The sequence below is a fragment of the Sphingobium sp. genome, assembly GCA_035196065.1.
GTDB lineage: Bacteria > Pseudomonadota > Alphaproteobacteria > Sphingomonadales > Sphingomonadaceae > Sphingorhabdus_B > Sphingorhabdus_B rara.
This window is the reverse complement of the sequence record CP136575.1, coordinates 1,843,171-1,857,520: the sequence shown is the minus strand read 5'-3', so window position 1 is coordinate 1,857,520 and position 14,350 is coordinate 1,843,171. Positions and strand designations below refer to the sequence as shown.

The 14,350-nt window shown below is 59.2% G+C and carries 12 protein-coding genes and 1 tRNA gene; 5 read left to right on the top strand and 8 right to left on the bottom strand.

Features of this window, described 5'->3' with window-relative positions; genetic code table 11:
- The first annotated feature begins 209 nt into the window (after window positions 1-209).
- The gene (katG, locus tag RSE16_08905; GenBank protein WRH74838.1) at window positions 210-2,372 is read left to right on the top strand and encodes a catalase/peroxidase HPI; all 2,163 of its coding nucleotides are present in this window, start codon (window positions 210-212) and stop codon (window positions 2,370-2,372) included.
- Between the two features lie 191 nt (window positions 2,373-2,563).
- Here the strand turns inward: katG and tig are convergent, their stop codons facing one another.
- From tig to gatC, 8 genes are all read right to left on the bottom strand, one after another.
- Window positions 2,564-4,051, bottom strand: a complete 1,488-nt coding sequence (tig, locus tag RSE16_08900) for a trigger factor (GenBank protein WRH74837.1) — start codon at window positions 4,049-4,051, stop codon at window positions 2,564-2,566.
- Window positions 4,052-4,142: 91 nt separating this feature from the next.
- A tRNA-Leu gene (locus RSE16_08895) sits at window positions 4,143-4,227 on the bottom strand.
- Window positions 4,228-4,331: 104 nt separating this feature from the next.
- On the bottom strand, window positions 4,332-4,952 hold the full coding sequence (locus RSE16_08890) for a hypothetical protein (protein WRH74836.1): 621 nt from the start codon (window positions 4,950-4,952) through the stop codon (window positions 4,332-4,334).
- Window positions 4,949-6,118: a M48 family metallopeptidase gene (locus RSE16_08885; GenBank protein WRH74835.1), complete on the bottom strand. Its 1,170-nt coding sequence runs from the start codon at window positions 6,116-6,118 to the stop codon at window positions 4,949-4,951. The genes RSE16_08890 and RSE16_08885 overlap by 4 nt, the downstream gene beginning before the upstream one ends.
- Window positions 6,115-6,858 (bottom strand): hypothetical protein, encoded by a 744-nt coding sequence (locus tag RSE16_08880; protein WRH74834.1) that lies wholly within the window; start codon window positions 6,856-6,858, stop codon window positions 6,115-6,117. Before RSE16_08880 ends, RSE16_08885 begins: the two co-directional genes overlap by 4 nt.
- Before the next feature lie 110 nt (window positions 6,859-6,968).
- A complete protein-coding gene (gene gatB / locus RSE16_08875) occupies window positions 6,969-8,441 on the bottom strand; it encodes an Asp-tRNA(Asn)/Glu-tRNA(Gln) amidotransferase subunit GatB (protein ID WRH74833.1) in 1,473 nt (490 codons plus the stop codon).
- Between the two features lies 1 nt (window position 8,442).
- A complete protein-coding gene (gene gatA, locus RSE16_08870; protein WRH74832.1) occupies window positions 8,443-9,927 on the bottom strand; it encodes an Asp-tRNA(Asn)/Glu-tRNA(Gln) amidotransferase subunit GatA in 1,485 nt (494 codons plus the stop codon).
- Entirely contained in the window at window positions 9,927-10,214 is a 288-nt protein-coding gene (gene gatC / locus RSE16_08865; GenBank protein WRH74831.1) for an Asp-tRNA(Asn)/Glu-tRNA(Gln) amidotransferase subunit GatC, read from the bottom strand. Before gatC ends, gatA begins: the two co-directional genes overlap by 1 nt.
- Before the next feature lie 170 nt (window positions 10,215-10,384).
- On the opposite strand from gatC, the gene RSE16_08860 reads away from it, so the two are divergent.
- The 4 genes from RSE16_08860 (at window position 10,385) to RSE16_08845 (ending at window position 14,333) form a co-directional block, all read left to right on the top strand.
- Window positions 10,385-11,497, top strand: a complete 1,113-nt coding sequence (locus RSE16_08860) for a DUF3089 domain-containing protein (protein WRH74830.1) — start codon at window positions 10,385-10,387, stop codon at window positions 11,495-11,497.
- A complete protein-coding gene (gene ruvX, locus RSE16_08855) occupies window positions 11,494-11,955 on the top strand; it encodes a Holliday junction resolvase RuvX (protein WRH77331.1) in 462 nt (153 codons plus the stop codon). Before RSE16_08860 ends, ruvX begins: the two co-directional genes overlap by 4 nt.
- A gap of 153 nt (window positions 11,956-12,108) precedes the next feature.
- Window positions 12,109-13,119: an aspartate carbamoyltransferase catalytic subunit gene (locus RSE16_08850; protein WRH74829.1), complete on the top strand. Its 1,011-nt coding sequence runs from the start codon at window positions 12,109-12,111 to the stop codon at window positions 13,117-13,119.
- Window positions 13,116-14,333, top strand: a complete 1,218-nt coding sequence (locus RSE16_08845) for a dihydroorotase (protein WRH74828.1) — start codon at window positions 13,116-13,118, stop codon at window positions 14,331-14,333. Before RSE16_08850 ends, RSE16_08845 begins: the two co-directional genes overlap by 4 nt.
- The last annotated feature ends 17 nt before the right edge of the window (window positions 14,334-14,350 follow it).

The window sequence follows — 14,350 nt, the reverse complement described above, 5'->3', positions numbered from 1 at the left end:
TCGGTCTTGATGAAAGGGCAAAGGCCCCTATCTCCTTGCGGTAAGGATGGATGAGCGTCGTCAATGCGACTAACCCAAACGTCATTAACAACACACTGACCAGCGATAAAATCGATCAGTGTGTAGATAATCATTGATTGGACCGATTGAGGCTTTTGTCCGATAGCGGCACCATCAGTTATTCCCATTGAATGAAAAACGGAGGTTTTATGAACGCAGAAAGCAAATGTCCCGTGCACACGAAAGTGAGCCGTGACGCGATCGTATGGGGTATGAACAACCAGCTTTGGTGGCCCAACATGCTCAACCTCGCGGTTTTGCATCAGAACCCCCCGGCAGGAAATCCGATCGGCGAAGATTTCAACTATGCGGAAGCCTTTGCAAAACTCGACCTCGATGCCGTGAAGTCTGACATCTATGCCCTGATGACCGAGTCGCAGGATTGGTGGCCCGCGGATTATGGCCATTATGGCCCGCTGTTCATCCGTATGGCATGGCACAGCGCCGGCACTTATCGCATTTATGACGGCCGTGGCGGCGCAGGCAGCGGCACGCAGCGCTTTGCCCCGCTCAACAGTTGGCCCGATAACGGCAACCTCGACAAGGCCCGCCTCCTCCTATGGCCGATCAAGCAGAAATATGGCCGTTCGCTCAGCTGGGCCGACCTCATGATCCTTGCAGGCAACTGCGCACTGGAATCGATGGGCTTCAAGACTGCCGGCTTCGGCGGCGGCCGCGACGATGTTTGGGAACCCGAACAGGATATCGACTGGGGTCCGGAAGCCGAATGGCTTGGCGACCAGCGTTATAGCGGCGACCGTGAACTGGCCGATCCGCTGGGCGCAGTCCAGATGGGTCTGATCTATGTCAACCCGCAGGGCCCCAATGGCGACCCCGATCCGGTGGCATCGGGCCGCGACATTCGTGAAACATTTGCCCGCATGGCGATGAATGACGAAGAAACCGTCGCTCTGGTCGCTGGCGGTCACGCCTTCGGCAAGGCGCATGGCGCTGGTCCCGATTCGCACGTCGGTCGTGAACCCGAAGGTGCGGACATCACGGCGCAGGGCCAAGGCTGGCTCAGCACGTTCGGCTCGGGCAAGGGTAATGAAACCATCACCAGCGGCATCGAGGGTGCATGGACCGAAACCCCGACCCAGTGGGACAACAACTATCTGAAGAACCTGTTCGAATATGAGTGGGAACTGACGGAAAGCCCCGCCGGTGCGAAGCAGTGGACACCGAAGAACCCTGAAGCCCAGGGCACTGTTCCCGATGCTCAGGATCCGAACAAGCGCCATGCGCCAATGATGACCACGGCTGACCTCGCATTGCGTTTCGACCCGATCTACGGTCCGATTTCGCGCCGCTTCTATGAAAACCCGGATCAGCTGGAAAAGGCATTTGCCGAAGCGTGGCTGAAGCTGACCCACCGCGACATGGGCCCGATTGCCCGTTATGTCGGCAAGGACGCTCCGGCTGAACCGCGCATCTGGATGGATCCGGTTCCGGCGGGCCCGACGCTCAGCGATGCAGATATTGCTGATCTGAAGGCAAAGGTTCTGGCAAGCGGTCTTTCGATCAGCCAGCTGGTGAAGACGGCTTGGGCCTCGGCCTCGACCTTCCGCGGTTCGGACAAGCGCGGCGGTGCCAATGGCGCCCGCATCCGCCTTGCGCCGCAAAAGGATTGGGCAGTGAACGAGCCTGAAGAGCTCGGCAAGGTGCTGAGCGCGCTCGAAGCCGTCCGCGTTGCTTTCGGAAAGCCCGTCAGCATGGCCGACCTGATCGTTCTGGGCGGTAATGCCGCAATTGAACAGGCTGCCAAAAATGCAGGCTTTGAAGTAACCGTTCCGTTCACCTCGGGCCGTGGCGATGCTTCGGAAGAGATGACCGATGCGCACAGCTTTGCCGTTCTGGAGCCGAAGATCGACGGTTTCCGCAACTATGCAAGCGGAACCACCCGCCAGTCGCTTGAAGAGCTGCTGGTCGACAAGGCCCAGCTGCTTGGCCTCACCGCACCGGAAATGACCGTCTTGGTCGGCGGCCTGCGCGTCTTGGGTGCAAACCATGGCGGATCGAAGCATGGCGTGTTCACCGACCGTGTCGGCGTGCTCAGCAACGACTTCTTCGTCAACCTGCTGAAGTCGAGCTACGAGGCGCAGTGGACCGAAAATGCCGACGGCAGCTTCACCGCGCGCGATCGCAAGACCGGCGCGGAAACCTTGAGCGGTACCCGCGTCGACCTGATCTTCGGTTCGAACTCGCAGCTGCGCGCTCTGGCAGAAGCCTATGCCACTGCCGATGCCGGCAAGGCCTTTGTCGACGCCTTCACCGCTGCATGGGCAAAGGTGATGCACGCCGACCGTTTCTAAGCAAATATCGCCGGCCGCGCCCCTTTAACCGGGCGCGGCCGGAAAATTTTCAGCCTGCGCCAACAGACATTTTCCGGTCAGCCCGAAAGGGTTGATTATGGCTCCAAAGGAAAAGGTCTGAACCGACGCAAGGCAAAGAAAAAGGGCCCGGTTTTCACCGGGCCCTTTTTTGATTCACCGTTAGCGGCGGATTATTTCTTGGCAGCGGCCTTCTTGGCAGGAGCCTTTTTCGCAGGCTTTTCGTCTTCGTCCTTGGCAGCTTCCTTCGCCTTTTTAGCGGGCTTTTCTTCAGCAGCTTCCTTCTTGGCGGCAGCCTTCTTCGCAGGGGCCTTCTTTGCCGGCTTGGCATCGGGCTCTGCTTCGATCGCTGCTTCCAGATCGGCGCGGGTCACGGTCTTTTCGCTGACCTTCGCTTTATCGAACAGGAAGTCGACAACCTTGTCCTCGAACAAAGGCGCGCGCAGCTGGGCTGCGGCCATCGGGTTTTCCTGCAAATATTGCACGAAACGCTGACGGTCTTCTTGGCGGTATTGCTGGGCAGCCTGGGTCACCAGCATGTTCATTTCCTGACCGCTGACTTCGACGCCATTGGCTTGGCCGATTTCGGAGAGCAGAAGCCCCAAACGCACGCGGCGGACCGCGATGTCGCGATAATCCTCGCGTTCGGCTTCCATTTCCTTGCGGGCCGCTTCAGGATCTTCCTCACGTGTAGCTTCCTGCTCAAGCTGAGCCCAGATCTGGTCGAATTCAGCCTCGACCATTGAGGGCGGAACTTCGAAATCATGAGCAGCGGCAAGCTGGTCGAGCAGCTGGCGCTTCATATAGGTGCGGGTCAGGCCGTTCAGTTCCTGCTCGACCTGCGCCTTCATAAGCTCCTTGAGCTTGTCGATGCCGTCAAGGCCGAATGCCTGGGCCAGGCTGTCATCAGCCTTGCTCTCAGTCGGCTTTTTCACTTCGCCGACGACGATGTCAAAGGTCGCTGCCTTGCCGGCAAGTTCCTTGGCGCCATAATCTTCGGGGAAAGTGACGTTGATGACCTTGCTGTCATTGGCCTTGACGCCTTCCAGCTGGTCTTCAAAACCGGGGATGAGCTGACCCGAGCCAAGCTCGACCGACATGCCTTCACCCTTGCCGCCTTCGAACGGCACGCCATCAACCTTACCTTCGAAATCGATGACAACAACGTCGCCCTTCGCAGCCTTGTAGGTTTTGGCGGCGGTTTCGAAATTCTTGTGGCCTTCTGCAAGGCGGGCAATCGCCGCATCGACTTCGGCACCTTCGGCCTCAACCGTCAGGCGTTCCAGTTCAAGTCCGTCAATCGCAACTTCGGGAATGGCGGGCAGCACTTCGAAATGAAAGTCCACGACCGCATCCTTGCCCGGTGCATAATCATTGTCGAGATGCACATGCGGCTGGGTTGCAGGGCGCAGCTTGTTATCGGTGATGGTTTTCTGAACGCCTTCCTGGATAGAGCTGTTCAGCGCTTCCTGAAGCAGCGAATCCTTGTGCATCTTCTTGACCAGGTTCGCCGGCACCTTGCCGGGACGGAAGCCGGGCATGCGCACCTGCGGTGCGATCTTCTTCACTTCGGCGTCGATCCGCGCTTCGATATCGGCAACGGTAACCGTCATGCGATAGGCCCGCTTCAGGCCTTCATTCTGTGTTTCCTGGGCTTGCATGGTAGAAACTCTAATCCTCAAAATCTGCGCCGGCTGGCGCTGCAAAAAATCTTTGGACGACCTCGGTATGGGGCCGGGCATTTCGCGGAAGTGGTGCGGGCGAAGGGACTCGAACCCCCACATCTTTCGATACTGGTACCTAAAACCAGCGCGTCTACCAATTCCGCCACGCCCGCTCCGTCACACCCTTACCGGCCGTGCGGTCGGGTGCCTCTAACGGCAAAGAGGGCCAAGGGCAAGTGCGGAAAATGGCGGGGTTCACGCCATGATCGACGGGCCCTTATCTGGCCGAGGGAAGTTTCGGAGGGCGAAGCTCCATCGCGGCGACAAGCTGGCGCACCTCGCCAATGTCGCGATCAAAATAATGGATGGCCGGCGCGATGAAATTGACGAGATACAGCCTGCCATTGATGGTTGCAGCCACGCCCTCGCCCTTGCGCGTCAAACCTTCATCCTGCGCGGCATAGCTATAGCTGAAGCGCACGGCGGGATATTTGCCCAGTTTTGCCGGTTCGACGTTGGTGATGTTGAACACCGAGGAATCCAGAACGATGCGGTTCGATGATTCGAATAATTCCACAATGTCGGTGGGCAGCATCGCGGAACGGAATTTGGGCAGTTCCTTGGCCGTTCCAAAGGGCGAGAAATACAGGGTTTCGCCATCCATCACACCCGCAAAGAAGGTAAGCTCATTCAGGGCCAACCCGTCCCGTGTCCATCTTTCGCTGCGCGCAGATGGCCGGGCGGTTGAACGGTTCCAGCCATCGGCCGGTGTCGCCACCATGAGCTTATTGGCGATCTGGACGTCCTCATTGGCAGGCAGCGCCTTCCATTCGGCGCGTATCGGGATGGCCGCCGTCGTCAGCGCAATCATCAATATGCCCAGTCGCGCCAGATTCATTTCAAAGGCTCCTGCGCCATCATGCCGATCATCGCCCTGTCGCCTGCGCCGTGTGTATGCGCCAGATATTTGCGCAACGCCTTGCGCCCCTCCTCCGCCTTGCCTTGACGGAGCAATGCAAGACCAAGACCGCGCCAGCTTTCAGATAGGGCTTCATCCTTGTCGATGGCTTCACGATAATAGGATTCGGCGCTTTCAAAATCGCCCTTTTTGCCGCGTGCGCGATAAAGCTCACCACGCGCATAGAGCAGGCCTGCCGTCCAGCCATCGCGCGCGAGACTGCCGAGGAGATATTCTGTCGCGGCAAACTCGCTCAGCTTCACCTGATCCTCGATCAGGCTGGGCCACCACGGGCTGATCATAGCATGAAACCGTTCAGCACCGCTTTCACCATTGGACGGTTTTTTGGCGGCCGCCGCCTGCAGATATTCCATCCGCTCTTTAGTATTTGGGTGCGACGAGAAGAAATCATTATCCTCCTCTTTCACCGCGCCCGACTTGGAAGGCTTTGCTGCTGCTTCGCTTTCGCCGCGCAGCTGTTCCCAGATCTGCGCCGCCGCCATGGCGTCATATCCACTCGCGCCCAGATAATCGAGCGCGGCCATATCCGCCTGCTTCTCCATCTCACGGTTGAACCGGAACACCGACCCGATCAGCCCTATCTGGGCCAGCGTTCCGCCGGGAACAAAGCCCAGCCAGGTCATCGCATCGGTTTTTGCCCTGATGTCGCGAAAGGATTGCAGCGAGTGCTGTTTTTCAAAATGAGCGAATTCATGCGCCAGCACGGTCGCCAGTTCCGCCTCGTTACGAACGCGCAGCAACAGACCGCTCCAAACGATCAGCATACCATTGGGTGCCATCGCCGCATTGAATTGCGGCGTGCGCAACAGGTAGATCCGCACTGACCCACATTTGTCCTTGCCGACAGCGCGGCATAATACGGACCGCAAATAGGCATTGATCCCGGGTTCGGTGATCAGGAACTTTGACCCGCGCATCAGCCGTTCCTGTTCGTTCATTTCCAGCCACAGCCCTTTTTCAAGGGCGTCTTTGGGCTGGTAACCGACAGAGGAAGGCAGCAGCGCTGCATCCGTATTGGTGTAAGCGGCAGCGGGCGTAGCCGCGGCCAGCAAAGCTGCCGAAATGACGGCAAGGCGGCGGATCATGGGCGCACCTCTTCGCCGGCGCGCACCGGCAGCCCGACCAACAACTGCTCCATGCGCGCTACGGCACCTTCAGGGGTACGGACATCGCCGGTCGCCTTCAGATCGACGTTGAGCCAAAGGAAATCGCCGGTCGCAAGGTCGACCAGCGCAGCATAACCCAAATGGGAGCCCGGCGGATCCTTTGCGCCCATCAATGAAGCGACAAGTTGCGCCGCCTTTCGCCCTGGCGATTCAAAACCATCATGGCTGAACAGGAACAGGCCATATTCGGGCCGGGCATCAGGCGAAAACTGCGCCAATCCTGTGCCAAGGCTCCAGTCAAAACGGTCTGCCTTCGTCGGCAAGGGATCCTGGCCGAACATCTTGTGACGCACTGCCGCACTGACGACCGAGCGGAACAATGCGCGATATTCAGAATAGAGCGCGGCCTGTTCGGCCTGCGGCTCGGCCATGATCACCAGATCTATCCCGCGTTGCACGGCGGCCTTTTGCAACGCATCGGACAGTGCCGCCCGCGCGCTTTCATTCCATTCGGCATTTGGCTGGAACAGACCGGCCGTGGTCTGCTCCCCTACCCGGATTTCCGGCCGGAAAAGCAAGACGCGCGGCGCGCGATCGGCGGGAAAGCGAAAGCCTTCTCTAACGACATGCTTTTCGGTGACAGGCGGAGTCTGCGCGGCAACCGAAGGCGCAAGGGCAACAGCCAACAGGCTTGCGCACAAGGCTCGCAGTGACAGCATAGATACTCCGGTCGGCAGAAGGCCGCTCTAACGATTATCTTGCCGCAATGCTGCGCCAAGGCAAGGGGCTATTGTGTAAAACCGCTCTGTTCGCAGCGCTATGACCGGCGTTAACCGGCCAGCGCCTTTTTCAGCAGGTCATTCACCACCTGCGGGTTCGCCTTGCCCTGCATCGCCTTCATCGTCTGGCCGACGAAAAAGCCAAAAAGGGCCTCCTTGCCGCCACGATATTGTTCAAGTTGACCGGGATTGTTCGCAAGGATTTCGGCGATCACCGCCTCAATCGCGCCGGTGTCGCTCGTCTGCTTCAGGCCCTTTTCCTCGACGATCACCGCAGCACCCTGCCCGGTTTCGAGCATGATCTCGAACACCTGTTTGGCGATGCTGCCCGAAATCGTGCCATCAGCGACCAGTTTCAGCAGTTCTGCGGCCTGTGCCGGGCTAACAGGGCTTTCGTCCAGCGTCTTGCCCAATTTGTTCAGCGCGCCGAACAGTTCGGAAAGCAGCCAGTTCGACCCTTGTTTGGGATCGACGCCATGGGCCAAAAGTTCCTCGAACCAGAAAGCGGTCTCTGCCTCCGCAGTCAGCACGGCCGCGTTATAGGCTGTCAAGCCAAGCGCATTCTCGTAACGCGCGCGCTTGGCGTCGGGCAATTCGGGGAGCGAAGCCTTGCATTCGTCAAGGAACGCATCATCCAGTTCAAGCGGCAGCAGGTCCGGATCGGGGAAATAGCGATAATCATGCGCATCTTCCTTGCTGCGCATCGACCGCGTTTCCATCTTATTGGGATCGAACAGCCGGGTTTCCTGCACCACCGTGCCGCCATCTTCGATCAGATCGACCTGACGCCGCGCTTCAACCTCAATCGCCTGCATCACGAAACGGATCGAGTTCACATTCTTGGTCTCGGTGCGCGTGCCATATTCGGCACCCGGCTTGCGAACCGACACATTGACGTCGGCGCGCATTGAGCCTTCCTCCATATTGCCGTCACAAGAGCCGACATAGCGGAGGATTGATCTTAGCTTTTTTACATAAGCCCCTGCTTCTGCAGGAGAACGCATGTCAGGGCGCGAGACGATTTCCATCAGCGCTACGCCTGAACGATTGAGATCGACATAAGACATGGTCGGATGCTGATCGTGCATCAGCTTTCCTGCATCCTGCTCGACATGGATGCGCTCTATACCGATGATCTTGCGCGGGCTATCCGGATCTTTCTCGTCCAGCGTCACCTCGATTTCGCCCTCGCCCACGATCGGGTGGTACAGCTGCGAAATCTGGTAACCCTGCGGCAGATCGGCGTAAAAATAATTCTTCCGGTCGAAACGGGAATAGCGGTTAATCTGAGCATTGATCGCCATGCCGGTGCGCACCGCTTGGCGGATGCACTCGCGGTTCGGCACGGGCAACATGCCCGGCATTGCGGCATCGACGAGGCTCACATGGCTGTTCGGTTCCCCGCCATAAGCGGCAGACGCGCCCGAAAAGAGCTTGGCTTTCGACGTGACCTGCGCATGGACCTCGAGGCCGATCACGACCTCCCACTCACCGGTTACACCCTGGATGCGGTATTCGCTCATATTACCACCACTTCTCCGCTTCCGCCGTGAAGCCGGCACGTTCCTCAATTGCCAGACCCGCGTTCAACACGCCCTGCTCGTCCAACGCCTTGCCCACGATCTGTAGGCCCAGCGGCAGACCCTGCTTGTCGATGCCACCGGGGACAGACATGGCGGGCAATCCAGCCAAAGAGGCCGGCACAGCGAAGACGTCATTCAGGTACATGGACAGCGGATCGCTGGTCTTTTCGCCCAGACCGAAAGCCGCGCTCGGCGCAGTCGGAGCGAGGATCAGGTCGCACTGCTTCCAGGCATTATCGAAATCGCGGGCAATCAACGCCCGCACCTTCTGCGCCTGTGTGTAATAGGCATCGTAGAAGCCGGCCGAGAGTACATAAGTGCCGATCATGATGCGGCGGCGCACCTCTGCACCAAAACCGGCGGCACGGGTCGCGGCATACATGTCTTGCAGGCCAGCGCCATCGGGCAGATCGCGCAAGCCATAGCGGACGCCATCATAACGGGCGAGGTTTGATGATGCCTCTGCTGGCGCGATGATATAATAGGCCGGCAGCGCATATTTGGTGTGTGGCAGGCTGATTTCGACAATCTCTGCGCCGGCATCCTTCAGCCAGGCAATGCCATTGTCCCACATGTTGGCGATATCTTCGTCAATACCATCAAGGCGATATTCCTTGGGAATGCCGACCTTCTTGCCGCGCAGGTCGCCGGATAGGCCAGCTTCCCATTCAGGAACAGCCAGATCAAGCGAGGTCGAATCCTTCGGATCAAACCCGGCCATCGCCTCCAGCATGATCGCGCAGTCGCGCACGTCCCGCGCCATCGGCCCTGCCTGATCGAGCGAGCTGGCAAAGGCGACAATGCCCCAGCGGCTGCAACGGCCATAGGTCGGCTTGATGCCCGAAATACCCACAAAGGCTGCAGGCTGGCGGATGGAACCGCCAGTATCGGTTCCGGTTGCCGCAGGGCAAAGCCGCGCTGCAATTGCCGTCGAAGATCCGCCCGACGACCCACCCGGGGCGAGCGCGGCATTGCTGCCGTCATTGCGCCGCCAGGGCGAAATCACATTGCCGAAATAGCTGGTCTCGTTCGATGAACCCATGGCGAACTGATCAAGGTTCAGCTTGCCGAGCATCCCGGCGCCGGCCTTCCACAAATTGGCCGAAACGGTCGATTCATAGGTGGGCACAAAGCCCTCAAGAATATGGCTCGCCGCAGTCGTTTGCACGCCTTCGGTCGCGAACAAATCCTTCATGCCAATCGGCACACCGGCCATCTTGCCCAGTGGCTTTCCGGCAGCGCGGTCGGCATCTACGGTCTTTGCAGCTTCAACCGCCTTTTCAGGGGTTTCGACGATGAATGCGTTGAGCACTTTGGCAGCCGCGACATTGGCGTTAAAAGCTTCCGCGACTTCAACGGCAGTAAAGTCACCGCTGGCAACGCCAGAACGGATGGCGGCAACGCCGAGTTTTGTAAGGTCGGTCATTATTCGATCACCTTCGGCACGCCAAAGAAAATGCCCTCACGCGCGGGCGCATTGGCGAGCACCTTTTCGCGCACATCGCCATCGGTGACGACATCGTCACGCAACCTCAAATGGTTGGCAATCACCGCCGTCATCGGCTCGACGCCGGTGACGTCGACCTCACCCAATTGCTCGACCCAGGCGAGGATGCCATTCAGCTCCCCGACCATCTTGTCGGCCTCTTCATCGCTGATCGCGATACGGCTGAGCCGCGCGATCTTGTTCACTGTATCTTTATCGACTGACATGGCTTGGCCGCTAGCATTGTGCATGCGCAGCATCAACCGCCAAAGCAGCGGGTTTTCAGCCAAGGTTCAAATTTGCGGTGCTATTTTCGTCAGGAAGACTATTTGAACGGTTGATCGGCGCAGCGACCTTCTCTCTGCAAGGATCAAACACTATTTTTGGAACGAACAAAGTGGCCCGCAAATTCCTCTATCTCGTCGCTGCGATCATCATGCTGGTCATTGCCGGCGGCTTTGTCATTCGCATTTATGAACGGGAATTGACCCAGCTCGCCTTTGTACCAACGACAAAGTTTGAGGAACAAAAGGCGCTGGCGACGACCATTTACGACGATCCAGCCATGTGGTTCGCGCGCGGACGCAGTGATGCCCAAAATGTGACGCGCTGGCAGCCAAAGGGCAGCCCCGCTATCGACATTCCCGGCCCGGCAGCGATATTCTTCATCCACCCGACCTCCTATATGGAAAAGACGCATTGGAACGCCCCGCTGGATGATAAGACATCGCAGGATCGGGCGCGGCTTTTCCTTCAGGGTCTTGCCTCGCCCTTTGCAGCGGCTGGCGAAATCTGGGCACCGCGTTACCGTCAGGCGGCAATCGGCGCATTTTTGACCGACAAGCCCGAAGGCCAGATGGCGCTGAATGCGGCCTATCGCGATGTGCTGCTCGCCTTTGACGATTTTGTCGCCAAGGTACAGAAAGATCGGCCGATCATCCTTGCCGGCCATAGCCAGGGCGCCCTGCACTTGACCCATTTGCTGAAAGACAGGGTTGCGGGCAAGCCGATCGCAAAGCGTATTGTTGCCGTTTATGCGGTTGGCTGGCCGATATCGATCGACACCGACCTTGCGGCCATGGGTCTTCCCGCGTGCACATCCCCCGACCAGACCGGCTGCATCATGAGCTGGCAGAGCTTTGCCGAACCGGCCGAATATGAGCGCATCCTGCAGGTTTATGATGGAACCACCGGCTTTGACGGCAATTCCCGCGCGAACAGCGCGATGCTGTGCACCAACCCCCTTAACGGCGGGGCAGCTCCGGCGGCCGAAATGGTGGCCAATCTAGGTACGCTCAAACCTGATGCCGAAATGAAGGCAGGCGAACTGATCCCCGGCGCAGTTCCTGCACGCTGTGATCAACGCGGCTTTCTGCTGATCGGCGATCCGCCCGAACTTGGCCCCTATGTGCTGCCGGGCAATAATTACCATGTTTATGACATCCCCTTATTCTGGGCCAATATCCGCGCCGATGCCTTGTGGAGGATCGAAAAATTCTTGGCGCGGTGATTACCACCAGCGCCCCGGAATTTCGTGACGCCCTGCCAGATGGCGGCGTGTTGATCGGACTGGATGTTGGCAGCAAGACGATTGGCACCGCTTTTTGCGATGCCGGGTGGAGCTTTGCTTCGCCCGCCGACCTGATCCTGCGCAGCAAATTTGCCAAGGACAAAACCGCCTTGCAGGCGGCGATTGCGAAACGCGCGACCGCCGGCATCATCATCGGCCTGCCGCTGAACATGGACGGCAGCGAAAGCCCGCGTAGCCAATCAAGCCGCGCTTTTGCCCGCAACATCATCGATCTGGGCCTGCCTATCCTCCTGTGGGACGAACGCTGGTCCACCGCAGCGGCCGAGCGGGCGATGATCGAAGCAGATCTGAGCCGAGCCAAGCGGGCCGAGCGTATCGACAGCGCGGCAGCTGCGCATATCCTGCAAGGTGCAATCGACGCACTTACCTCCAGCTGAGCGGTCATGTCATTCCCGCGAAAGCGGTAATCCATGGATCGATGTTAAGTTTAAATTGAATGATCAGACCGTGCCCCCCTATCTCGTCGGGGGTGACAATGTGAATCGTAACGCTTGAGTATGCGAACCAACGCGCCTAAGGCACTGGCTTTAATGACATCGCCATCCAACGCTTCATCGGGCCGCTTTCCAGCCGGTTCCGCCGCCTTCCCGCACCGGCACCTGCTCGGCATTGCCGGGCTCCAGCCGTGGGAGATCGAATTCGTCCTCGCAGAGGCCGAACAGTGGGTCGCCCTCAACCGTTCCGGTGCCGCCAAGCGCGATGACCGGCTGCGCGGATTGACGATCATCAACGCCTTTTTCGAGAATAGCACACGCACCCTTCTTTCGTTCGAGATCGCAGGAAAAAGGCTGGGTGCAGACGTCGTCAACATGCACGCGGCGCAATCGAGCACGAAAAAGGGCGAGACGCTGATCGATACGGCCATGACGCTGAATGCGATGCGCGCAGATGCGATCGTAATCCGCCATGGCAGTTCCGGTGCGGTCGATCTGATATCGCAAAAGGTCGATTGCCCGGTGCTCAATGCAGGTGATGGCACGCATGAACATCCCACACAGGCGCTGCTCGATGCGCTCACCATCCGCCGCCGCAAAGGGCGGATTGATGGCATGACGGTGACCATTTGCGGTGACATATTGCACAGCCGCGTCGCGCGTTCGAACATGATCAGCCTGACAACCCTCGGCGCCCGGGTGCGCGTCGTCGCTCCACCAGCCTTGATGCCAGAGGGCATTGCGAGTTTCGGCGTAGAGGCATTCAACCGTTTCGACGACGCCCTTCCCGACAGCGACGTGGTGATGATGTTGCGGCTGCAGAATGAACGGATGCAGGGCGATTTCATCCCTTCGCCGCGGGAATATTTCCATCTTTACGGGCTCGATTCGCGCCGACTGGCGCTCGCGAAACCCGATGCACTGGTGATGCACCCCGGCCCGATGAACCGCGGCGTCGAAATCGCCAGCCATATCGCCGACGATCTGGAACGATCAGCCATTACCGAGCAGGTGGAAATGGGCGTCGCGGTGCGCATGGCCTGCCTCGACATTTTAACGCGGCGCGCACGCGGCGTTGAGGGCTGGGCCAAGGAGACAGGCGCATGAGCGGCATCAACATCCTCGGCGGGCGGGTTATCCTTCCCGGCAAAAGCGAGGGCGAAATCACGCATTTGCATGTCAGCGGTGAACGCATCGCCTATGTCGGCAAGGCCGACCCACTGGGCGAGCGGGTCGATGCAGATGGATTGATTGTTGCCCCCGGCATTATCGACCTTGGCGTATTCGCCACCGACAAGCCGGCGTTCCGCTTTGGCGGAATTACCCGCGCCGCGTTGATGCCTGACCAATCCCCTGCGCATGACGATCCAGCAACGATCCGCTTTGCAGGGCGCAAGGGCAAACCCGATTTCTGGGTTCACCCTCTGGCAGCGGCCACCAAGGAAATGGACGGCCAGCACATCGCCGAAATCGCGTTGATGAAGGAAGCAGGCGCACTGGGCGTTGCCACCGGAAGGCGCTGGATCGCCGATTCAGGCGTCATGTTGCGGCTGCTGCGCTACTGCGAGATGCTCGATCTGCCGCTGTTCGTGCATAGCGAGGATGGCGGCGTTACCGGGCACGCCGTTGCGACCACCGGGCTAAACGCGACGCTGCTTGGCCTGCCGAGTGCGCCGCCAGTCGCCGAAGCGCTGTCCATCCAGCGCGATCTTTCGCTCGCAGCCGAAAGCGGGGCGCATGTCCATTTCCGTCAGGTGACGACAGCTGCCGGCCTCGACCTCATCCGCCGAGCCAAGGACAAGGGCCTTCGGATCAGTTGCGGGATAACCCCTGCCCATCTTTTTCTGTCCGACACAGCGCTATCCGGTTTCCGCACCTTTGCCCGGCTTTCGCCACCACTGCGGTGTGAGGATGATCGCCTTGCCTGCATTGCAGCCGTGGCGGACGGAACGATCGACGTGATCGCGTCTGGACACGACCCACGTGGTCCCGAAGACAAACGACTGCCCTTTGCCGATGCGGCCCCCGGCATGGCGGGTGCGGAGACATTGCTGGCGCTAACACTGAACCTTGTGCGCGACGGGCATGTATCGCTTGGCCGCCTGTTTGAACTGCTATCGACAAACCCCGCGCGCATCCTGAAAGTGAATGCCGGTTCGGTTGAAACGGGGCGTGAGGCAGACCTGATATTCATCGACCCAGACGCCCCATGGCAGGTGGATAGCAACCGGATGACCGCGCTTGCCGGCAACACACCGTTCGACAAGCTGCCCGTTCAAGGCCGGGTGCGCAAAATCATGAAGGGCGGCAAGATCATCTGATCCGCCGCCCTTCAAGG

Excerpts from the sequence above, each read along its gene's own strand:
- katG (WRH74838.1), top strand. The coding sequence starts at position 210 with ATGAACGCAGAAAGCAAATGTCCCGTGCACACGAAAGTGAGCCGTGAC.
- tig (WRH74837.1), bottom strand. The coding sequence starts at position 4,051 with ATGCAAGCCCAGGAAACACAGAATGAAGGCCTGAAGCGGGCCTATCGC.
- RSE16_08890 (WRH74836.1), bottom strand. The coding sequence starts at position 4,952 with ATGAATCTGGCGCGACTGGGCATATTGATGATTGCGCTGACGACGGCG.
- RSE16_08885 (WRH74835.1), bottom strand. The coding sequence starts at position 6,118 with ATGATCCGCCGCCTTGCCGTCATTTCGGCAGCTTTGCTGGCCGCGGCT.
- RSE16_08880 (WRH74834.1), bottom strand. The coding sequence starts at position 6,858 with ATGCTGTCACTGCGAGCCTTGTGCGCAAGCCTGTTGGCTGTTGCCCTT.
- gatB (WRH74833.1), bottom strand. The coding sequence starts at position 8,441 with ATGAGCGAATACCGCATCCAGGGTGTAACCGGTGAGTGGGAGGTCGTG.
- gatA (WRH74832.1), bottom strand. The coding sequence starts at position 9,927 with ATGACCGACCTTACAAAACTCGGCGTTGCCGCCATCCGTTCTGGCGTT.
- gatC (WRH74831.1), bottom strand. The coding sequence starts at position 10,214 with ATGTCAGTCGATAAAGATACAGTGAACAAGATCGCGCGGCTCAGCCGT.
- RSE16_08850 (WRH74829.1), top strand. The coding sequence starts at position 12,109 with ATGACATCGCCATCCAACGCTTCATCGGGCCGCTTTCCAGCCGGTTCC.
- RSE16_08845 (WRH74828.1), top strand. The coding sequence starts at position 13,116 with ATGAGCGGCATCAACATCCTCGGCGGGCGGGTTATCCTTCCCGGCAAA.